15 protein-coding genes are annotated in these 21,312 nt (G+C 73.9%); 6 read left to right on the top strand and 9 right to left on the bottom strand.

What is annotated here, in order from left to right; all coding sequences use genetic code 11:
• The first annotated feature begins 155 nt into the window (after positions 1–155).
• Positions 156–365 carry a hypothetical protein gene (locus tag CLV70_RS37665; protein WP_106131406.1) on the top strand — a complete coding sequence of 70 codons (210 nt, stop codon included), beginning with the start codon at positions 156–158 and terminating at the stop codon, positions 363–365.
• Positions 366–482: 117 nt separating this feature from the next.
• A complete protein-coding gene (locus CLV70_RS37670) occupies positions 483–1,733 on the top strand; it encodes a serine hydrolase domain-containing protein (RefSeq protein ID WP_106131407.1) in 1,251 nt (416 codons plus the stop codon).
• Positions 1,734–1,781: 48 nt separating this feature from the next.
• On the opposite strand, the gene CLV70_RS37675 is transcribed toward CLV70_RS37670, so the two are convergent.
• Positions 1,782–2,156: a cupin domain-containing protein gene (locus CLV70_RS37675; protein ID WP_106131408.1), complete on the bottom strand. Its 375-nt coding sequence runs from the start codon at positions 2,154–2,156 to the stop codon at positions 1,782–1,784.
• Positions 2,157–2,229: 73 nt separating this feature from the next.
• On the opposite strand from CLV70_RS37675, the gene CLV70_RS37680 reads away from it, so the two are divergent.
• A complete protein-coding gene (locus tag CLV70_RS37680) occupies positions 2,230–2,673 on the top strand; it encodes a MarR family winged helix-turn-helix transcriptional regulator (protein ID WP_245908784.1) in 444 nt (147 codons plus the stop codon).
• A 310-nt stretch (positions 2,674–2,983) separates the two neighbouring features.
• Here the strand turns inward: CLV70_RS37680 and CLV70_RS37685 are convergent, their stop codons facing one another.
• The 4 genes from CLV70_RS37685 to CLV70_RS37700 form a co-directional block, all read right to left on the bottom strand.
• Entirely contained in the window at positions 2,984–5,506 is a 2,523-nt protein-coding gene (locus tag CLV70_RS37685; RefSeq protein ID WP_106131409.1) for a DNA gyrase/topoisomerase IV subunit A, read from the bottom strand.
• A gap of 17 nt (positions 5,507–5,523) precedes the next feature.
• The gene (locus tag CLV70_RS37690) at positions 5,524–7,581 is read right to left on the bottom strand and encodes a DNA gyrase/topoisomerase IV subunit B (protein WP_106131410.1); all 2,058 of its coding nucleotides are present in this window, start codon (positions 7,579–7,581) and stop codon (positions 5,524–5,526) included.
• Positions 7,582–7,703: 122 nt separating this feature from the next.
• Positions 7,704–12,932, bottom strand: coding sequence for a diguanylate cyclase (locus tag CLV70_RS37695; RefSeq protein WP_158277934.1), 5,229 nt, complete (start codon positions 12,930–12,932; stop codon positions 7,704–7,706).
• A gap of 58 nt (positions 12,933–12,990) precedes the next feature.
• Positions 12,991–13,629, bottom strand: coding sequence for an adenylate/guanylate cyclase domain-containing protein (locus tag CLV70_RS37700; RefSeq protein WP_106131412.1), 639 nt, complete (start codon positions 13,627–13,629; stop codon positions 12,991–12,993).
• Positions 13,630–13,802: 173 nt separating this feature from the next.
• On the opposite strand from CLV70_RS37700, the gene CLV70_RS37705 reads away from it, so the two are divergent.
• Positions 13,803–16,622: a helix-turn-helix transcriptional regulator gene (locus CLV70_RS37705; RefSeq protein ID WP_106131413.1), complete on the top strand. Its 2,820-nt coding sequence runs from the start codon at positions 13,803–13,805 to the stop codon at positions 16,620–16,622.
• Positions 16,623–16,783: 161 nt separating this feature from the next.
• Positions 16,784–17,560, top strand: coding sequence for a DUF5995 family protein (locus CLV70_RS37710; RefSeq protein WP_211304047.1), 777 nt, complete (start codon positions 16,784–16,786; stop codon positions 17,558–17,560).
• Between the two features lie 73 nt (positions 17,561–17,633).
• Here CLV70_RS37710 and CLV70_RS37715 read toward each other — a convergent pair whose 3' ends face one another.
• Genes CLV70_RS37715 through CLV70_RS37725 form a run of 3 tightly spaced genes read right to left on the bottom strand, consistent with a single transcriptional unit; the run spans position 17,634 to position 20,224 of the window.
• Positions 17,634–18,152: a hypothetical protein gene (locus CLV70_RS37715; protein ID WP_106131414.1), complete on the bottom strand. Its 519-nt coding sequence runs from the start codon at positions 18,150–18,152 to the stop codon at positions 17,634–17,636.
• A gap of 34 nt (positions 18,153–18,186) precedes the next feature.
• Positions 18,187–19,542 carry a sensor histidine kinase gene (locus CLV70_RS37720; RefSeq protein ID WP_106131415.1) on the bottom strand — a complete coding sequence of 452 codons (1,356 nt, stop codon included), beginning with the start codon at positions 19,540–19,542 and terminating at the stop codon, positions 18,187–18,189.
• Positions 19,535–20,224, bottom strand: coding sequence for a response regulator transcription factor (locus tag CLV70_RS37725; protein ID WP_281260535.1), 690 nt, complete (start codon positions 20,222–20,224; stop codon positions 19,535–19,537). The genes CLV70_RS37720 and CLV70_RS37725 overlap by 8 nt, the downstream gene beginning before the upstream one ends.
• A 103-nt stretch (positions 20,225–20,327) precedes the next feature.
• On the opposite strand from CLV70_RS37725, the gene CLV70_RS37730 reads away from it, so the two are divergent.
• Entirely contained in the window at positions 20,328–20,798 is a 471-nt protein-coding gene (locus tag CLV70_RS37730; protein WP_245908786.1) for a hypothetical protein, read from the top strand.
• On the opposite strand, the gene CLV70_RS37735 is transcribed toward CLV70_RS37730, so the two are convergent.
• Positions 20,799–21,173 carry a VOC family protein gene (locus CLV70_RS37735; protein ID WP_106131418.1) on the bottom strand — a complete coding sequence of 125 codons (375 nt, stop codon included), beginning with the start codon at positions 21,171–21,173 and terminating at the stop codon, positions 20,799–20,801. It lies immediately after the preceding gene.
• Positions 21,174–21,312: the final 139 nt, after the last annotated feature.

The following is a 21,312-nucleotide window of genomic DNA, read 5'->3' on the forward strand; positions in this document are numbered from 1 at the left end:
CGCATGCCCTAACTAGACAGCAGCCATGAAACGGCAGGAATCACCCAAAGCGGCGATGTGGACGTAGGAGTGACCTCGACTCCGGAAGCTCAGTAGAGATCATCGGGTACGGGGTATCCCGCGAGCCACTCCCCCACCTCGTTTAGGAGCCCCCGATGCGCGCAGGATCGATAGGCGGCGTTCTCGTCATCATTTGGCTCGTCCTCGGCGCCGTCGCCGCGTTCGAGCGCGGCTACTTCAAGGACACCGGCGACGCCAGTTGCGCGGAGGCCGGCACGGTCATCGTGACCGTGGTCGCCGGCCCGCTGAACTGGCTCGGCGTCAACCCGAAGATCACGTGCGACATCCCGGAGCCGTCGAAGTAGGCCGGTCCGGGGTACAGCAGGCTGTACCAAGGGTTTCCAGGAGCGGGGATCGATCATGGTCCCCGTTCCGGAGATGCTGATCGGGTCAGTTACCGCAGCGTCCCGCAGGAGAAACCCATGGCTCAGCACCGTACCGTCGGCACCTCGCCCGGCCGCACCCCGCGCCGCCGCCGGGTGACCGCCTCGCTCGCGACCCTCGGCGGCCTGGCCGCCGCCGGCATCCTGGCCGTGCCCGCCCTGGCCTCCGCCGGCGCCGCCCCCGCATCCGGCCCGGCCGGTGCCGCGCCGGCCCCCGCGCTCGCGGCGGCCGCGGCCCACGGACAGCACCGCGACGCCCTGCAGCGCAGCCTCGACGGCCTCGTCGCCGATGACGGCTTCCCCGGCGTGCTCGCCTCCGTGCGGGAGAGCAACGGCAAGACCCGCACCTACACCGCGGGCGTCTCGGATCTGCGCACCAAGGCCAAGGTCCCGGAGAACGGCCGCGTCCGGATCGCCAGCAACACCAAGATGTTCACCGCGACCGTCGTGCTCCAGCTCGTCGGCGAGGGCAAGATCGCCCTGGACGAGCCGGTCGAGACCTACCTGCCGGGGGTCGTCCGCGGCGAGGGCATCGACGGCCGGCGGATCACCGTACGGCAGCTGCTGCAGCAGACGAGCGGCCTGCCGGACTACGACGAGGTGCTGTTCAAGGACTTCGTGAACGCCCTGGACACCTACTACGAGCCGGACGACCTGCTGCGCGTGGCGTTCGCCGCCGAGCCGGAGTCGCAGCCGGGCGAGAAGTTCGTCTACAGCAACACGAACTACATCCTCGCCGGCCTCGTCGCGCAGAAGGTGTCCGGCCGCCCGATCGGCGAGCTGATCACGAAGCGCATCATCGAACCGCTGGGCCTGCGCGACACCTACTGGCCGGGCGAGGGCGAGCGGACCATCCGCGGCCCGCACCCGCGCGGCTACTTCCCCGCCGTCGACGGCAAGCCGGCGATCGACATCACCCGGTCGGAGCCCTCGGCCGGATGGTCGGCCGGCGGCCTCATCGGTACGCCCGCGGACCTGAACCGCTTCTTCGCCGGCCTGCTGGGCGGCAAGCTCCTCGCCCCGGCGCAGCTCGCGGAGATGAAGAAGACGGTGGACGCGCCGGGCTTCGACACGGTCGGCGGTTCCCGGTACGGCCTGGGCCTCGCGACCTTCAAGCTCAGCTGCGGCGGGTTCGCGTGGACCCACGGCGGCATCGCCCCCGGCTACGTGACCGTGGACGGCATCACGGCCTCCGGCAAGGTCGCCACCGTGGCGGTGACGTCGCTGATCACGACGGAGAAGGCGGCCAAGGACGTGGACGCGGCGCTGGACACGGCGCTCTGCAAGTAGGACCCGCCCGGGGGCCGGCCGATCGGGGCCGGCTCCCCGGTTTCCGTATCAGGAGACCCACGGCGGGCTGATCTCCGAACCGTCGGCGAGGGTGGCGCGCAACCCGACGCTGGTGGTCACCCACGCGGTGGCCGGCCCGCCCGACGTGTTGTCGAGGGCGAACGACGCCCCGGCCGGCACGAACGCGGCCTCCCCCGCCCGCACCGTGCTGGCCTCGCCGTCGATGGTCGCGGTCACCTCCCCGGTGAGCAGGAGGAGAACCTCTTCCCGGCTGACCCGGTGCGGCACCCCGACGGTCCCGTCGGCCACCTCCAGCCGCCACGCACACAGCTCCCGGCTCCCCCGCGACGGAGCCACGAACGAGTGGAACGTTGCCCCGTGCAGCCGATGCGCGACGGCATCCGCTTCGCGAACTACTGACATCCCGAACCTCCAACTAGTCAAGCTCCTTGACCATATAGTCAAGCAGCCTGACCGTTGTGTCAAACTGTCCCCCGTGCCAAGCGACCTTCTCGACCTGCCGGTGCTCCTGCTCAGCGCGGCCCGCACGCTCGTGGACAGAATCGACGCCGGCGTACGGGCCCGGGGCTTCACGGACGTCCGCCCCGCCCACGGCTTCGCCTTCGCCCGCCTCGCCGGCACCGGCGCGACGGTGGTCCAGCTGGCGGAACACCTGGACATCACCAAGCAGGCGGCCAGCCAGATGGTCGACGAACTGGCGAAGAAGGGCTACGTGGAACGCCGCCCCCACCCGGCCGACGCCCGGGCCCGCCTGATCGTCCTGTCGGACCGGGGCTGGGCCTGCACCCGGGCCGCGGACGAGGCCGCCGACGAGGTCCTGCGCCCGTGGGCCACGGCCCTGGGCCCGGAACGGCTGGCGGCGCTGCGCCAGGACCTGTCCAGACTGTCCACCCCGGGCCGTGTCCGCCCCATCTGGTGACCCGCCCCGGCTCCGGCCGCCCTCGGGCTCCAGCCGCCCGGAGGTGCCCGCCACGGCCCGTCCGGCCCGAGCTGCCTGGCCGGAGCCGTCCGCCAGGCGCCGGAGACCGGGGGCGGCCGGAGCCCCGGGCCGACCGGAGCCCGGGGCCGACCGGAGCGGGGGCGGCCGGAGCGGGGGCGGCCGGAGCGGGGGCGGCCGGACGCGGCCGACCCCGGCGGGTAGAGGTTCCGCCCTGGCCGGGACGGGACAGCGGGCCCCGGCCGGGATGGCAGGACCCGGCCGGGATGGCAGGCCCCGGCCGGGGTGGAGGTCAGCCGCGTTCGATGAGGTGGCCGACGATCTGGGGGCCCATCAGGACCGCCTCGCCGGAGCCGTCGCGGCGGGTGTCCGGGTCCGGGAGGTCGACCGGGTCGCCGGTGCTGCTGGCGCCGACCGGGCGGGGGCCGGCCCAGGCTACCGCCAGGCGGGTCTCTCCCTTGAGGAAGCGCTGGACCCGGACGCCGCCCGTGGCGCGGCCCTTGGCCGGGTACGCCGCGAACGGGGTCACCTTGACCTGGGTGCCGGTGGAGGTCACGACCATGGGCTCGCCGTGCTGGGGGTCCTTGGTGTCGATCACGTTGAAGGAGAGGACCTCCGCGCCCGCGCCGAGGTTGATGCCGGCCATGCCGCCGCCCTTGAGGCCCTGGGGGCGTACGAGGGTGGCCGGGAAGCGGAGCAGCGACGCGTCCGAGGTGACGAACACCAGCGACTCGGCGCCGTCGGTGAGCCAGGTCGCCTGGACCACCTCGTCGCCGTCCTTGAGGGTGATGACCTCGAACTCGTCCGAGCGCACCGGCCACTCCGGGGCGCACACCTTCACCACGCCGTGGCGGGTGCCGAGCGCGAGGCCCGGCGAGTCGTCCGTGGTCAGCGGGGCCAGGCCGACGACGCGTTCACCCTTCTCCAGGGGCACCAGCTCCGAGGCGGACATGCCGCCGCGGATCGAGACCGTGCCCGACTGCTCGGGCAGCACCGGCAGCGGCAGCACGTCCGTCTTGAACGCGCGGCCCCTGCTGGTCACGAGCAGCACCCGGCCGCGGGCCGTGGAGTGCACGACGTTGCGGACGGCGTCGTGCTTGACCCGGCCGCTGCGCCGGCGGGCCTCGGTGGCCTCCTCGCTCTCCGCGGCCGTACGGGCGATGAGCCCCGTGGCCGAGAGGATCACCTGACAGGGATCGTCGGCGACCTCCAGCGGACCGGCCGGGGCGGACGCGGCGAGCACCTCCTTGAGGTCGCCGTCGATGAGCGTGGTGCGTCGCGGCGAGGCGAACTCGTCGGCGACGGCGGCGAGCTCGTCGGAGACGACCTGGCGCAGGACGTCCTCGTTGTCGAGGATCCGGGAGAGCTCGGCGATCTCCTCGTTGAGGCGCTGCTGCTCGGTCTCCAGCTCGAGGCGGTCGAAGCGGGTGAGCCGCCGCAGCGGGGTGTCGAGGATGTAGTTGGCCTGGATCTCGCTGAGCCCGAACTCGCTCATCAGGGCCGCCTTGGCCGCGGCCGCGTCGTCGCTGCCCCGGATGATCGCGACCACCCGGTCGATGTCGATCAGAGCGATGAGCAGGCCGTCGACGAGGTGCAGCCGGTCCTGCCGCTTGGTGCGCCGGTGCGTGGTCCGGCGCGTGACGACCTCGTAGCGGTGGGCGAGGAAGACCTCGAGGAGCGCCTTGAGCCCGAGGGTACGCGGCTGCCCGTCGACGAGGACCAGGTTGTTGATCCCGAACGACGTCTCCAGCGGCGTGAGCCGGTAGAGGTCGGCGAGCAGCGCCTGGGGGTTGACGCCGACCTTGCACTCGATCACGAGGCGGGTGCCGTGCTCGCGGTCGGTGAGGTCCTTGACGTCGGCGATGCCCTGGAGCCGGGCGGCCTGCCGCTGACCCTTGCGCGGGCCGGAGGTGATGAGCTTGCCCTTCACCTCGTCGGTGATCGCCTCGATGATCTTCTCGGTGCCCACGCCGTACGGAAGCTCCACGATGGTGATCGCCTGCCGGCCGCGGCCTCCCTCGAGCGGGCCGGTCTGGGCGCGGGCGCGCATCCGGACCACGCCACGGCCGGTCTCGTACGCCCGCCGCACCTCGTCCAGCCCGAGCAGCTGCCCGCCGGTGGGCAGGTCGGGGCCGGGCACGAAGCGCATGATCGCGTCGAGGTCCGCCTCCGGGTCGCCGATCAGGTGCCGCGCCGCCGCGACGACCTCGCCGAGGTTGTGCGGGATCATGTTGGTGGCCATCCCGACCGCGATTCCCGACGTGCCGTTGACCAGCAGGTTGGGGAACGCCGCGGGCAGCACCGTGGGCTCCAGCTCGGAGCCGTCGTAGTTCGGCTTGAAGTCGACCGTGCCCTCGCCGAGCTCCCCGACGAGCAGCATCGCCTCGCGCGACATCCGGGACTCGGTGTACCGCTCGGCGGCGGGGCCGTCGTCCGGCGACCCGAAGTTGCCGTGCCCGTCGATCAGCGGGACGTTCAGCGAGAAGTCCTGCGCCAGGCGCACCATCGCGTCGTAGATGGCCAGGTTGCCGTGCGGGTGGTAGCGGCCCATCACGTCACCGACGACCCGCGCCGACTTCACGTAAGCGCGGTCGGGGCGGTAGCCCTGCTGCTGCATGGACCAGAGGATGCGGCGGTGCACCGGCTTGAGGCCGTCGCGGGCATCCGGCAGCGCGCGGGAGTGGATGACCGAATACGCGTACTCCAGGTAGGAGTCCTCGACCTCGGTGGTGAGAGGATTGTCGATGACGTGGGCGCCGGCCTGGTCGAAGGCCGACAGGTCCACCCGGGTCTGCTCGTTCTTGCGGCGTGCCATGTCTGTTGACTCGTCCCTCAGGCGTCGATCGTTGCCTGGTCGATCCGGCCGGCGGCCTCGATCAGCCAGTTCTTCCGCGGCTCGACCCGCTCACCCATCAGCAGTTCGAGCGTGTTCTCGGCCCGCTCCACGTCCTCGAGGGTGATCCGCCGGACCGTCCGGGTGGCGGGGTTCATGGTGGTGTCCCACAGCTCGTCGGCGTCCATCTCGCCGAGGCCCTTGAACCGGGGCACCGGCTTGGAGACGGTCTTGCCGGCGCGTTCCAGCTTGGCGACCGTGGACTCCATCTCCTGCTGCGTGTACGTGTAGATGGTCTCGGTGCTGCGGCCCTTGGTGCTCACCTTGTGCAGCGGGGGCATGGCCGCGAACAGCCGGCCGGCCTCGATCACCGGGCGCATGTACTTGGCGAAGAGCGTGATCAGCAGCGTGCGGATGTGCGAGCCGTCGACATCCGCGTCCGCCATGATCATGACGCGGCCGTAACGCATCGTGCTCAGGTCGAACGTACGCCCGGAGCCCGCCCCCAGCACCTGGACGATGGCCGAGCACTCCGCGTTGTCGAGGACCTGCTGGAGGCTCGCCTTCTGCACGTTGAGGATCTTGCCGCGGATCGGGAGCAGCGCCTGGTATTCGGAGCTGCGGGCCATCCGGGCGGTGCCGAGCGCGCTGTCGCCCTCGACGATGTAGAGCTCGCTGCGGTGGATGCCGGTGGAGCGGCAGTCGACCAGCTTGGGCGGCATCGAGGCGCCCTCGAGGGCGGTCTTGCGGCGCGCCGCGTCCTTCTGCTGCTTCTGGGTCAGCCGCACGCGCGCGGCGTCGACGACCTTCTGCAGGACCGTGCGGGCCTCGCTCTTGGTGCGCCGGTCGTCGATCCACTGCTTGAGGTGCTGCTCGACCAGGCCCTGCAGCACCCGGGTGATGCCCGCGGTGGAGAGCTCGTCCTTGGTCTGCGAGGTGAACTGCGGCTCGGGCACCCGGACGTGGATGACCGCGGTCAGGCCCTCCAGGTAGTCGTCGAGGACCGGCGTGTCCTCCTTGGGTTTGAGCAGGCCACGGGCATTGCGGACGGCCTCGCTCAGGGCCCGCACCATGGCCCGCTCGAAGCCCTTGCGATGGGTGCCGCCGTGCATGTTGCGGATCGTGTTGGTGAAGCACTCCACCGTGCGCTCGTAGCCCGTGCCCCAGCGGAACGCGACCTCGACGTGGGCCCGGCGCTCGACGTTGGACTGCATGACGCCGTTCGCGTCGGCGGCGTTCTCCTTGTAGGTGCCCTCGCCGTTGACCAGGAGGATGCCGGAGACCGGCTTGTCGGCGGCCGGGGTGAGGAATTCCACCATGTCGCTGAGCCCGTGCGGGTAGTGGAACGTCTCCTCGACGGGCTCCTCGCCGGTGTGGTCGCGCAGCACGTACGCCACGCCGGGGACGAGGAAGGCGGTGTTGCGCAGCTTGGCCCGGACGGTGTCGACGTCGAGGCGCGCGCCGGTCTCGAAGTAGCGGGCGTCGTACCAGTAGCGGATCGAGGTGCCGGAACGCTCGCCGCGCTTCATCCTGCGCGCGACCCGCAGCCCGGACTGGCTCTCGAAGGCCGCCTGCGGCCCGTCGCCGGAGAACACGCCGGGGACGCCGCGCTGGAAGGAGAGCTCGTGGACCTTGCCGTCGCGCTTGACGGTGACGTCGAAGCGCAGCGACAGCGCGTTGACCGCCGACGCGCCGACGCCGTGCAGGCCGCCGGAGGTCTTGTAGCCGGAGCCGCCGAACTTGCCGCCCGCGTGCAGCCGGGTGAGCACCAGTTCGACGCCGTTGAGGCCGGACTTGGCGTTGATGTCGGTGGGGATGCCGCGGCCGTCGTCGTCGACCTGGACCGAGCCGTCGGCGTGCAGGATCACCGTGACGTGCTCGGCGTGGCCGGCCACGCCCTCGTCGGTGGCGTTGTCGATGATCTCGTTGGCGAGGTGGTTGACGCCGCGGCTGTCGGTCGAGCCGATGTACATGCCGGGGCGCTTGCGCACGGCGTCGAGTCCCTCGAGGTGCGTGAGGTCATCGGCCCCGTAGAGGATCTCCGGTTGCGCAGTCACGAGCTATTACTCCCGGGCGGTGGCGGCGGTCAGCGACGCGGCGAGCCTACCGGGGAGGTCCGACGACTTTCGTGAGGCCGACCGGGCATGCCCCGGCAGAGAGGGCGCGAAAGGGACGAAAGCTACTCGTCGTGAGCCATGACACGGTTCCGGCCGCCCTGCTTGGCCGCGTACAGGCCGGCGTCGGCGCGACCGAGGAGGACGTCGGGGGTGGTGTCCGAGGGGCGCAGGCGGGCGAGGCCGACGCTGATCGTCACCGGTATCGGCCCCGTACGCGTCTCCACCGGCGCGCCGTCGATCGCCGAGCGCAGCTTCTCGGCGAGCGCGGGCCCGTCCTCGCGGACGCCGGGCAGCAGGACGGCGAACTCCTCGCCGCCGTACCGGGCGATCAGGCCGTCCGGCGGGAGGCCGGCCAGCAGCCGCGCGACGACCTGACGGATGACGTCGTCACCCGTCTGGTGGCCGTACGCGTCATTGATGCGCTTGAAGTGGTCGATGTCGATCATGAGCGCGGTGACCGGGCTGCCCGCCTGCCGCGCCGAGGCCAGCGACCGCTCGGCGAGCTCGAAGAACCGCCGCCGGTTGGCCACCCCGGTGAGGCTGTCGGTGGTGGCGAGCTCGGTGATCCGGGTGAACAGCCGCGCGTTGTCGTACGCGACCATCCCCTGCCCGACCAGCGCGGCGGCCACCCCCAGGTCGGCGGCCGCGTACGCCTGCGGCCGCCCGGAGGCGAGCACGAGCACGCCCAGCGCGCCCTCCCGGTCGTCGAGGGTGACGGTCAGCCAGCTCGCACCGGGGTAGTCGCCCAGCGCGGACGCCCAGGCCGGCGTGCCCGAGATCAGGTCGGCCTGCCGGTTCTCCAGCAGCGCGCGCACCGCGGGGTGGTCGGCGAGGGCCAGGTTGTCGGTGCCGGACGTTCCGCCCAGCACGGTGATCCGGTCCGACGAGGACGTGCCGAGCAGCAGCCAGCCGCGCTCGCCGCCGGGCGTCTGGCGCGCGGTCAGCAGCAGCCGGCGCAGCACCAGTTCCGGGTCCAGGGTGCCGCTGAGCCGGGCCATCGCGCGGCGCAGCGTCTCGGCGAGGTCGCGCTGGCGGTTGGCGGCGGCCACCGCGACCTCCAGCTGGGCGGCGCGGGCCGTCTCCAGGCCGACCGCGATGTGGTGGGTGATGGCGGTGAGCACGTCGGCGTCGTCGACGGTGAAGACGCCCTTGGCGACGCGGCTGTCCAGGTAGACCACGCCGAGCAGGCGGTCGTCGAGTTCCAGCGGGGCGACCAGGATGCTGCGCAGCCCGAACTGCACCACGCTGTCGGCGCCGAGCGCGGCACCCTCCTCGGTGCCGGTGACCACGAGCGGTTCGCGGCTGTGGCGTACGCGGTCCACCACGGTGGTGCTGTAGCCGGCGAGTTCGGCCAGATCGTGACCGCTCGCGTCGCGTCCGACGTACGGCGCCAGCACCCCGCTGTCGGCGTCCATCAGGAAGAGCAGGGCGCGTTCGGCGCCGAGCAGGCGTACGGTCTCGTCGAGCGCCACCCGGGTGAGCCGGTCGGGATCGATGACCCGCGACGCGGCGTTGCTGAGCTGCTCCAGGGCGGCCCAGCGCTGCCCCGCGCGCCCCCGGGCGGCCACGACGGGCACCCGGTTGCGCCGCCCGGCGTCGAGCCGGAACTCCGCGGCGACCCGGCGGGCCCGGTGCGGCCACCCGCGGTCCTCGGCGACGCCCGCGGCGAGCCGCGCCTGGCGCTCCGCCTCGCCCGGCACGCCGAGCAGGGTCAGCGCGCGGGCGCGTACCAGGGCGGCTTCGAAGGCCGGCAGCGGCGCGTCCACCGCGCGCAGCACGGTCTCGGCCTTGACCAGGATGTCCAGCGCCATTCCGGCGTACCCGGGCTTCAGCAGCGCGAGGGCCGCCTTCGCGACCCGGTGGTGCGCGGCGACCACCGGCCGCTTGGTGACCCGCCCGAGCGTCGCGACGGCGGACTCGGCCGCGGCCAGCGCCCGGACGATCTCCGAGGGCGCGGCGCGGCGGGCCTGCTCCAGCCGCCCGTACGCCTGGTAGACGAAGTAGGCGTGCTGCGCCGGCAGCACGTCGTCCGGGCGCAGCCCGAGCCGGTCGAACTCGGCGACGGCCTCGTCGAAGGCGCTGCCGAAGTCGTCGCGCTCGATGGCGGCCAGCATCCGCGCGGTGATCATGTCGACCACCTCGTGGATCTGGGTGGTGTGGATGGCCCGGTTCAGCGCCGCGATCGCCTCGCCGGCGCGCCCGCGCATCGCCAGCAGGCCGGCGTCCACCGCGACCACGGCGCTGCGGTCGGCGTGCCCGCCGGCGTCGAGCCAGCGCTGCCGGCCGGCGATGGCCGCCTCGGCCTCGGTGATGTCGCCGCGCAGCAGCCAGTCCCAGCCGAGCACCGCGTAACAGTCGAGCACCAGCCCGGCGTCGAGGAAACGGTCGCGTTCGATCAGCACCCGGCGGACCCGCTCGCCGGAGTCGGCACCGCTGCCGTGCACGGAGATGGCGGTCATCCAGTCGATCCGGGCGACCAGCGTCGGGTCGCCGAGCTCCGCGGCGACCCGGGAGGAGGTCTCCATGATCCGGTCGGAGAGCCGCTGGAAGCCCATCATGCGCAGGGCCATGGTCAGCGCGACCAGGTCGCGGGCGCGCTCCGGCGACCGGCCCAGCCGGTTGATCGGGTACGCCATCCGCATGCCGTAGAGCAGGGAACGGACCGGGCGCAGCGTCCGGATGCTGCCCGACGCGCCGAAGTGGTAGAGGGTCGTCTCGAGCCGCAGCAGGTCCCGGTGGTCGCCCTTCGCGGTGCCGTACCCGAGCCGGGTGACCCGGGTGAAGCAGCCGGCCAGGAACATCCACAGCGAGGAGAGCACGCGCAGGACCGGGTTGGCGGGAAGCGTACGGCCGAGCTCGGCGAGCCCCGCGTCGACGGCGTGCAACTGGGCGGCGCCGTTCCAGCCGCTCTCGTGGACCCGGGCCAGCAGCAGGTGGATGTGGGCCCGCTCGATGCGGTCGGTGGTCCCGTCGAGCGCCTCGGTGAGGGTCGCCAGGGCCTCGTCGAAGCGGCCGTTCTGGTGGTACGCCGTGCCGAGCAGCTGCTTGAACCCGCTGCCGAGGTCGAGGCCGCCGGTGCCGGCGGCGTCGCGGGCGTACTCCAGGTAGGTCAGCGCGGTGTCCGGGGCGTGCTCGGCGAGCGCCCGGGCCCCGGCGGCGCGGCAGGTGCGCAGCACCCGGGCGGGGTCCCGGCCGGGGTCGCCGAGGACGCAGTGCCGGGCGAGGGCGTACACGTCCGGGTCGGGCCGGCTGTCGAGGGCGTCGGCGATCCGGTGGTGCAGGTCGCGGACCTCGTCCTCGGCCAGGTCGGCGAGCAGGGCCACCCGGATGCTGTCGTGCGGGAACCGGTGCACGCCGTCGAACTGCGCGACCAGCCCCTGCCGGGCCGCGTCGGACAGCACGTCGAGCACCCGCCGCCGGTCGGCGCCGGCCGCCTCGGCGACGATTCCGGGGCTGAAGGACGTGCCGACCACCGCGGCGACCCCGAGCAGGCGGCGGCTCTCGGCGTCGAGCGTGCCCATCCGGCGCAGCACGAGCTGGGCGGAGTCGGAGGGCAGGGCCAGATCGCGGACGCCCTCCGCGTCGACCTCCCAGGTGCCCCAGGCCGGGCGCAGCAGTCCGGCGTCCATGACGGCGCGGGCGTACGCGAGCGTCACGAACGGGTTGCCGCCGGTCAGCATGGCGATGCCGGCGGCGTCCCGCTCCGGGACGCGCATCCCGGCGGACAGCGCCTCGATCAGGGCACCGACGTTCGCGGTCGACAGCGGCGGCAGGGAGATGTCGGTCGTCCGGGACGCCTCCGCGCGTACGGGCGTCCCCGGCTCGCGCCCGGTCGTCACGACCAGCATCGGCACCCCGGAGATGCCCGCCGCGAGCTGCTCGAGCACCCGGACGGTCCCGTCGTCGAACCACTGCGCGTCGTCGAGGTGCAGCAGCACCGGCCCGGCCGTACGGGTGAGCCCGGTCAGCAGGTCGGCGACCGCGGCGGCGTGCCGGTCCAGCCCGATCTCGCCGGGCACCTGCGGCACGCCGAGGACGTCCGCCAGCGCCGGCGACAGGCTGGTGACCAGGCCCGCGCTCTGCCCCGCGGCAGCACGCAGGGTGACCGCCGCGGCGGCCCGTCCGCCCGGCCGGCGCAGCAGCTCCTTCACGAAGGCGTCCACCGCCGCGCGCAGCGGCGCCATCGGCCGCCGGTCGGACGAGGAGGCGCCGCCGCGCAGCACCAGGCCGCCGCCGGCCTCGACCAGCGCACCGAGTTCCGCCGCGAGCCGGGTCTTGCCCGAGCCGGCCGGGCCGTGCAGCGACACCAGGGTGCCCCGGCCCGAGGTGGCGCCGGTCCAGCATTCACGCAGGGTGGCGAACTCGCCGTCACGAGCGGTGAGCGGCACCTCGAACGGCAGCGCCGGCCCGTCGTCCTCGCCGAGGGCGAAGACCGCACCCGGGTCGGCGCCGAGCCGGCGCAGGTCGGCGAGCAGGCCCGCGGCGCTCAGGTAGCGGTCGTCGGGGTCCTTGGCCAGCAGCCGGACGATGATCGCGGCGAAGACGGCACCGAGGCCGGGCGCCAGGGCCCGGGGATCCGGTACGGGCGCGGTGGCGTGCAGATGCAGCAGCTCGCCCACGTCGTCGGCGGCGAAGGGCGGGGCGCCGGTGACGCACTCGAAGAGCACCGCGCCGAGGGCGTACAGGTCGGAGCGGTTGTCGACCGGGCGGTTGAGCATGCCGGACTGCTCGGGCGCGCTGTAGGTGAGCGTGCCGGCGACGGCGTCGTCCGGGCCGAGGCCGGCGCCGGCGGTGGCCGCGGCGAAGCCGAAGTCGACCAGGCAGGCCGCCCCGGTGCCGGTGATCATGATGTTCTCCGGCTTGACGTCGCGGTGCACGAGGTCGTGCTCGTGCGCCGCGCGCAGGGCCGCGGCGACGTCGGCCGCGATCGAGATCGCGTGCCGCTCGCGGACCGGGCCGCGCAGCAGCCGCCGGGCCAGGGACTCTCCCTCGACCAGGTCCATGATCGCGTACGGGCGCCCGCCGGCCTCCCCCGTCCTGTGCACCCGGGGCAGGTTCGGGCTGTCGATGGCGGCCAGCAGCGCGGCCTGGCGGTGGAACGCCCGCAGGTCCTCGGGCCGGGGCTCGTCCCGCAGCATCTTCAGGGCGTAGTCGGTGCCCTCGCGGCGGACCCGGTACACCACCGCCTGCGCGCCCCGGCCGAGCTCGGCCAGCACTTCGAGCCCGGCGGCATCGCCGAGCTCGGACTGCACCGCGGCCGGTTCGGCCGGAACGGAAGGCGAGGCACCCACGATGCCTCTATCGGCTCGCCCCCGGCGAGCTGAAGGATTACCGCGGGCGGCGGAGCGCTCAGCCGCACGCCTGGAGGGTCCGGGCCGCGGCGGGCACGGCCTGCGGGTGCAGCGCACGCCACAGCGCGACCGGTGCGGCCTTGCCGGCCACCGAGACCGGCGGCATCTCCTGGTACGCCACCGCGTGCTCCGAGGCGTCCTGCGTCGCGGCACACACCACCACCGTGTCGTGCGGCGCGTACGCCTGCAGCCGCGCGGCGGTGGCCACGACGCTCCCGCTCACCATCCCGTAGCCGCCGTCGCGGGCGGCGTCGAGGTCGACGATGGCGTCCCCGGTGGCGAGTCCCACCCGGGTCCGTACCGGGAACCGGCCGGCCAGGAGGCGCCCCCGCAGCGCATCCTGGACGTCGAGCCCGGCCCGTACGGCCGCCGCGGCGGCACGGCCGGCCTCCTCCGGCGAGCCGGCCCGGGGGCCGTCCGCGCCGAAGACCGCCATGACCGCGTCGCCGATGAACTTCTCGACCACCCCGCCCGCGGCCCGGACCACCGCCGAGACGGTCCGGAAGTAGTCGACCTGGAGATCCCGCACGTCAGCACAGTCGAGGTCATCGACCAGACTGGTGAAACCGACGATGTCGACGAACAGCACCGTCACCGTCTGTCTGCGGCACCGCACGTCGGCGGACACCGTGTTCATGTCCCACGCTCCCTTCGCTGCGTTGGCGAGGAGAACGGTGCCAGCCCGGGACAAGACAGCGGATCCGCAGAATGACGTATCTATGACAGCTGCCGTGTCGTCGGTTATTTGTGACGCAGAACAGTCCGAACCGACGAGAACGGCATAGCGCTGTTCCCACTAGGCTGCCACGCATGGCCAGCGAGGTGGATGAGGCGCCGCTTGCCGGGCGTACCGACATCCTGACGTCTGTCCAGGCCGACCTGCTCGCCGCCGGTGCCGGCGGCACCGCCGCGGTGTTCGTCACCGGGGAGAGCGGCGTCGGCAAGAGCCGCCTGCTGCGGGAGACCGCGGACGCGATGCGGGCGGCCGGCGCCGCCGTGCTCAACGGCGCGTGCCTCGACATCGGCGACGCCTCCCCGCTGCACCCGGTGCTGCAGGCCCTGCGCCACGCCGGCGTCCAGCCCGGTCCCGGCCCGGCCGACCCCGCCCAGGACGGCGCCGGCGCCCTGCTCGAACGGGTCTCCCGGGAGCTGCGCTCGCTGGCCCGGGGCCGCCGGCTGCTGCTGGTCCTCGACGACCTCCAGTGGGCCGACCGCAGCACCCGGCAGATGCTGCTCTACCTGCTCGCGGGCCTCGGCGAGATCAGCCTGTCGGTGCTGGCCGCGGTCCGCTCCGAGTCCCTGCACGGCGCCCACCCGCTGCGGCGGGTCCTGGCGGAGTTGCGCCGGCTGCGGTCCGTACGCGTCATCGACCTGGCCCCGCTCGACCAGGACGCGACCGCCGAGCTGGTCCGCGCGATCGCCGGCGACGACGTCGCGCCCGAGGACGCGGACCGGGTCTTCAAGCGCAGCGGCGGCAACCCGTTCGTGGCCGAGGAGCTCGCCCGGGACCTGCGCGACGGCCGGGTGGAGCTGTCCGACACGCTGCGCGAGATCTTCCTGTCCCGGGTCGACGAGCTGCCGCAGCACGCCCACGACGTGGTGCACGCGGTGGCCGCGGGCGTCGAGCCGGTCGAGCACGCCCTGCTGGCGCGGGTGCTGCCGCTGCCCGAGGCGGAGCTGATCGAGGCGGTCCGGGCCGCGGTCGCGCACCGGTTCGTGACCAGCGCGGCGGACGGCTACCGGCTGCGGCACCGGGTGGTCGCCGAGGTGCTCGAGCACGAGGTCCTGCCCGCCGAGCACGCCGCGCGGCACCGCCGCTACGCCGAGGCCATCGACGCCGTCCCGGGCGAGCCGGACCATGCCCGGCTGGCGCACCACTGGCAGCAGGCCGGCGAGCCGATCCGCGCGCTGCCGTCGGTCATCGCGGCCGCCCGTGCCGCCGAGAGCCTGTACGGCTTCGCGGAGGCGTACCGCTACTGGGCGCTGGCCCTCACCCTGACCTCGGACGACTGGCCGGAGCGTACGGAGCTGCTGGGGCACACCGCCGAGTCCGCCCACCGCTGCGGGGAGCACCAGCGCGCCCTCACCACGCTGGAGCAGCTCGCCGCCCGCCCGGACGGCCCCGGCGTGTGCGAGCTGCACCTGCGCCGGGCCCGCTACCTGGCCGCGGCGGGGCGCACCCCGGCCGCCGAGATCGAGTACGAGCGCGCCCTGGCCGCCCCCGAGTGCAGCCCCGCCGAGAAGGCGAGCGCCGCCGCCAACCTGGCCGAGCTGCTCGTGCACCTCGGCCGGTACGCCGACGCCGGGGTCCGCGCCCGGGACGCCCTGGAGCTGGCCGAACGCGCCGACGGCTCGACCGCCGACCTGGTACGCGCCAGCGCCGCGCTCGGCTTCAGCCTCGCCTTCCGGGAGGATCCGGACGCCGGGCTCGCGGTCATCCGCCAGGCGGTGGAGATCGCCGAGCGCGCCGGGCACCCGGACGACGTGGGGTGTGCGTACCTGCACCTGGCCGAGCTGCTCACCGGGCCGCTCAACAACGTCGAGGAGGGCGTGCTCGTCGCCCGCCGGGGCGCGGAGAAGCTGGCCGCGATGGGACAGGGCCGCACATACCAGACACGGCTGCTGGCGATCGCGGCCAACGGGCTCTTCCGGGCCGGCCAGTGGGCCGAGTCGGCGCAGGTGCTCGACGACGCCATGCGGCATCGGCCGTCCGGCGCGGACGCGGTCGAGATCCTGCTGTCCCGGTGCCGCCTCTGGGTCGGTTTCGGCGACGTCGAGGCCGCCGACCGGGATCTGGACGCGGTCGCCACCATCCTGGCCGGCGGTGGCGCCCGGCACGTGCTGCCGATGCTCACGCTGCGCGCCGGGCTCGCCATGTGGCAGGGCCGGCACGCCGAGGCGCGCGCCGCGGTGCAACGCGGCCTGACCGAGACCCGCTCCGACGACCTGGTCCTGCTCGGGGTGCTGGCCTGGCACGGCCTGCGCGCCGAGGCCGAGGCGCAGGCCGGCGGGGAGGTCCCGGTCGATCCGGGCGCGGTGCGGCGGTTGCAGGCGGTGGTCGAGCGGATGGTCCGCGGCGCCGGGAACGCCGCCCCGCCGGTGCGGGCGGTCGTCGACGGCTACCTGGACCTGTGCACGGCCGAGCTGAGCCGCATCGAGCAACGCAACGACCCCGACCTCTGGGCCCGGGCGGCGCAGGCGTGGGACCGGCGCAAGCAGCCCTACCCGGCGGCGTACTCGCGGCTGCGGCAGGCGGAGGCGTCGTTCAGCCGTCGCACCCGGCGGGCCGCGGCCACGACGGCCATCCGGGAGGCGTACGAGACCGCGCGCGCGATGGGTGCGAAGCCGTTCGCGGCCGAGGTGACCCAGGTGGCCGCGCGGGCCCGGGTCGCGCTGACCGGCGACGAGGACGTCACGCCCGCCGCGCCCACGGGTGACGGCCTGGAGATGCTGACCGACCGCGAGCGCGAGGTGCTGGCCGCGGTGGCGGAGGGGCTGACCAACCGCGAGATCGGCCAGGCGCTGTTCATCAGCGAGCGCACGGTCGGCGTGCACGTGGGGCACATCTTCGACAAGCTCCAGGTGCGTACCCGGGTGCAGGCGAGCCGGGTCTTCCTCCGCGCGGCGTGACCATTCCGTTATCTACGTAGCAGAGATACGTCGTTCTACCGATCCCCGCGTAGTCCCCCGATGCCAAGCTGACTCTCGTTCGGGGGAGCACCGCCCGGCGGCCGGCGTCGCCGGGCGGTGCTGGAGGGCCTCCGCCGTGAAGTCCGCCTGTGGAGGATCCGATGATCACCGAGTCGTCCGTCTGGGGCCCCGCCCAACGGGAGATGGCCGACGTGCTGTCGGGCCACCCCGACGACGTCCCGGCCGTGGTCGACCAGCTCGAGAAGCTGCAGGACGTGCTGGAGCGGGTGCCTCCGCTGCTGGGCAGCAACCCGCTCGCCGACTTCAACAAGCTCTACCTGACGATCACCACGAGCGTGCTGGAGCGCCTGTTCGCCGGCCGGTTCGCCGATCCCGCGTTCCTCGCCCGGCTCGACGTGGAGTTCGCCGCCCGCTACTTCGACGCGCTGCGGCAGTGGTCGGACATGAGCGCCGGCTGTCCCCGGGCCTGGGCGGTGCTGTTCCACCGCATCCCCGGGCCGGACGCCCGCCCGCTGCCGTCGGCCGCCGCCGGCGTCAACGCGCACATCAACTACGACCTGCCGTTCGCGCTGGTCACCACGTTCGACCATCAGGGCTGCGACCCGGTGGACGACAGCGACCAGCACCGCGACTACCTGCAGATCAACGAGATCTTCGCCGAGCAGATCCCCGGCCTGCGGCGCGGCTTCCTGGAGAAGTGGCAGTTGCTCATCGACATGATGAACGGCGACCTCGACGACTGGTGGCAGGGCGAGCTGGTGGACTACACGCGCAACGTGGCCTGGCGCAACGCGCAGAAGCTGTGGGCCGTACGCCACGATCTGCAGGCCGTGGGCCGCGAGCGCGGGCGGCTCGACCGCACCGCCGAGGCGTTCGGCAAGCTGCTGCTGTCGCCGATGGGGGCGATTCTGCAGTGACCGGTCTTCACTGAGGGGGCGGGGCAGGGCCCGCGTCCGCTCACCCGGACGCGGGCCCTGAACCCATCGGTGCCTACTTCAGCCTGATCAGGCGGGCCACCGTACGGTCACCGTCGCGGCGCCCCGCCAGCCCGGCCTCGTCACCGGCCTTGAGCGCGGTGGGCTGCACGGCCGTACGGTCGCGCACGATCTTGATCTTGTCGCCGAAGGCCCACGTCCAGGTGACGCCGTCGGACGACTTGACCGTGACGGACGTCGCGTCCACCGCGGTGACGGTGCCGCGCTGCACGGCGATCGTCCGGACGCCGTCCTTGCCCTGCACGGTCACCTCGCCGTGCAGCGTGTTCTTCCGCAGGTACTTGCGGGCCCGGTGGTGGCCGGGCCGCGCCGACGTGGCCGGGGCGGGATCGTCCTCGAGGCCGGTGGCGGTCAGCGCGGAGAGCTCGTCGGTGAAGCCGGCGAGAACGGTGGCGTCCGCCGCGGTTCCGGCCGGCGCCGCGGACGGTGCACCGGCACCGCCGCAGCCCGTCAGTCCCAGCAGACCGGCCAGGCCCAGCGTGGTCAGGTTCAGCGCGATACGGGTTCGTGTCATGCCCCGAGCCTCCGCGCGGCGTGCACGGGCCCGATCAGCGCGATGTTCGGGTTGGGTAAGGGAGCGTCACGGTGAACATCGCCCCGCCCTCCGGGGCGTGACCGGCCTCGATCGTCCCGCCGAGCCGGGCCACCAGCCGCGCGGCCAGGGCCAGCCCGAGACCGCTGCCGGTCTTGCGGACGTGCCGGTAGCGCTGCTGGAGCGCGCCCCGCTGGAACGCCACCGCGAGGTCGTCGTCGGTCAGCCCCGGACCGCCGTCGCGGACCTCCACGACGCCGCCGCGCTCGCCGGCCCGTACGGCCAGGACCAGGGGCGCGCCGGCCGGGATCACCCGCAGGGCGTTCTCGCAGAGCCCGTCGACCACCTGGCGGATCCGGCCGGGATCGGTCTCGACCGGCACCGGGCCGCCCGGCAGGTCGACGGAGAGCCGCGGCCCGTCCGGTTCGCAGCGCGGCGCCCACGCCTCGCCGGCCGCCGCGACGAGCCCGGCCAGGTCGACCTCGGCGAGCGTGACGGGCAGGTCCGCCGCCTCCAGCCGGGACAGGACGAGCAGGTCGGAGATGAGCCGGTCGAGCCGGTCCGCCTCGGCGAGCATCGTCGCCCCGGCCCGGGCGGTGCCGTCGCCGGAGACCACGCCGTCGGCCAGCGCCTCGGCGTACCCGCGGAGGGTGGCGAGCGGGGTGCGCAGCTCGTGCGAGACCGACAGCAGGAAGTCGCGCTCCCGGCCCTCGCTGATCTGCAGCGCGGCCCCGAGCCGGTTGAGCGCCTCGGCCAGCTCGGCGGCCTCGGCCGGGGGCCGCACGGCGAGGCGTACGGAGCGGTCGCCGGCGGAGAGCCGGCCGGCCGCCAGCGCCGCCTGCCGCAGCGGACGAGCGGTGAAGTGGGCGAGCAGCGCCCCGGCGCCCACCCCGCCGATCAGCCCGGCGAGCAGGGCGAACCAGACCCCGCTGAGGACCCGGGCGGCGGTGCCGGAGACGGCCTCGCGGGTGAGCACGACCCCGCTGTCGTTGCCGCGCAGCGGGCGGCCGGCGATCAGCGCGGCCCGGCCGGCGACCACGCCCCGGGTGTCCACGACGGCGCCGGACGCCACCTGGGTGATCACCCGCTCGGGCAGGCCGGGACGGTCGACCACGCCGCGCCGGATCAGGTAGACGTCGATGCCGTCCTGCCGCAGCCGCCCGGCGATCCGCTCGCGGGCGGCCGGGCGCTCGGTGGCGAGCAGCTCCACCGCCAGGGCCGACTTCTCGACCAGCTCGGCGCGGGCGGCGTTGTTGGCGGAACGGACCGCGATCGGCAGGGCCACCAGCGCGGTGATGATCACGGCGACGACCGCGGTGGCGGCGGTGACCAGCACGGTACGCCCGGCCAGGGTCGCGAAGAACCTACGCATCGGCGGTGTAGCCGACCCCGCGCACGGTGCGGATCAGGCCGGCGGCGGCGCCCAGCTTGGCGCGGACCTGGGCGACGTGCACGTCCACCGTACGGGTGCCGGCGTGCGCCGCGTACCCCCAGACGCCGGCCAGCAGCTCCTCGCGGGTGAACACCCGGCCGGGCCGGTTCAACAGGTGACCGAGCAGGTCGAACTCGGTCGGGGTGAGCGCCAGCGGAGCACCGTGGACGGTGACCAGGCGGCGGCCGGGGTCGAGCGAGACCGGGCCCAGGGTGCGTACCCGTTCCCCGTCGGGCGGCCCCGCGGCCCGGCGCAGCAGGGCCCGCACCCGCGCGACCAGCTCGCGCGGGCTGAACGGCTTGGTCAGGTAGTCGTCGCCGCCGAGCTCGAGGCCGAGGATCCGGTCCACCTCGTCGTCGCGGGCGGTGAGGAAGACGACGGGGGTCCAGTCGCCCTCGGCCCGCATCCGCCGGCAGATCTCGGTGCCCTCCATCCCGGGCAGGGCGATGTCGAGCACGCACGCGACCGGCCGCAGCCGGCGGGCGGCGGCCAGCCCGGCGGCCCCGTCGTGCTCGACGTGCACGCCGAAGCCGTCGCGGGTCAGATACATCCGCACGAGGTCGGCGATGGGGCGCTCGTCCTCGACGATCAGGACGAGCCCCTTGGCGGGTGCGTCGCTCACCCGCCCATTCTGCCCGCGCCGCGCCGCCGCCGATGTTCGGATCGTGTACGGATTCCGGCACGGCCGCCGCGTCCCCGGCATCGACGCGAGAAATAATCAGCCCGTGACCCGACCCGTGATGCTGCTGGACCTCGACGGCGTGCTGAACCCGTTCGGCGCGACCACCTGCCCCGACGGCTACCTCGAGCGCGAGTTCTACCCGGGTGAGGGCCCGGAACGCTACTGCCCCGCGCACGGCGCCTGGATCAAGGAGCTGGCCGCGGCCGGCGACCTGCACTGGGCCACCGCCTGGGGCGAGGACGCGAACACCCTGTTCGCGCCCGTGCTCGGCGTGGGCCCCTTCCCGGTCGTGCCGTTCCCGCCGCTGCCGTTCCCGCCCGAGGACAAGGTGCCCGCCATCGCCCGGGCGGCCGGGGACCGCCCGGCCGCCTGGATCGACGACAACCACACCGCGGCCGGGCGGCGCTGGGCCGCCGGGCGCTCCGCGCCGACGCTGCTGGTGCCCGTCGACTCGGCGCTCGGCTGGACCCGCGCCGACGTGGACCGCGTCCTCGCCTGGGCCGGCGAGCTCTAGCTAGGCGTTCTGCCAGAGCCCGATGAGATTGCCCTCGGTGTCGCGGACGTACGCCGCGAAACCCATGTCACCCACCGGTTGCCGGCCGATCTCCACCCTGCCGCCGAGCTTCTCGACCCGCGCCAGGCTGTCGTCGAGGTCCTCGACGCCGATGGTGATCACCGGCGCGGTGATCACGCCCTGCCGGGCCAGCATGCCGCCGTTGATGCCGCCGGCCTCCCCGGGCCGGCCGTCCTCGCCGGTCGGCGTGGTGGTGGCCAGGGTGTATCCCATGCCGGGCATCGTCGCCAGCTGCCAGCCGAAGGCCTCGCGGTAGAAGCCGTGTGCACGCTCGGCGTCGTCGTACGGCACCTCGAAGTGGACCACGCTGTCCATCGCCCCTCCTCAGGGTCGTCTCGGATGTGCTCCACCCGCTGACGCTAGACGAGTAGTTCCGATGTCAGGGGTCGATGTCTTGGGTACGAAGGGAGGGTGTCCAAGATCGTGTTGTGACGCAAGACCTGGACACCCTCTT

The sequence above is a fragment of the Pseudosporangium ferrugineum genome (assembly GCF_003002065.1).
Lineage (GTDB): Bacteria > Actinomycetota > Actinomycetes > Mycobacteriales > Micromonosporaceae > Actinoplanes > Actinoplanes ferrugineus_A.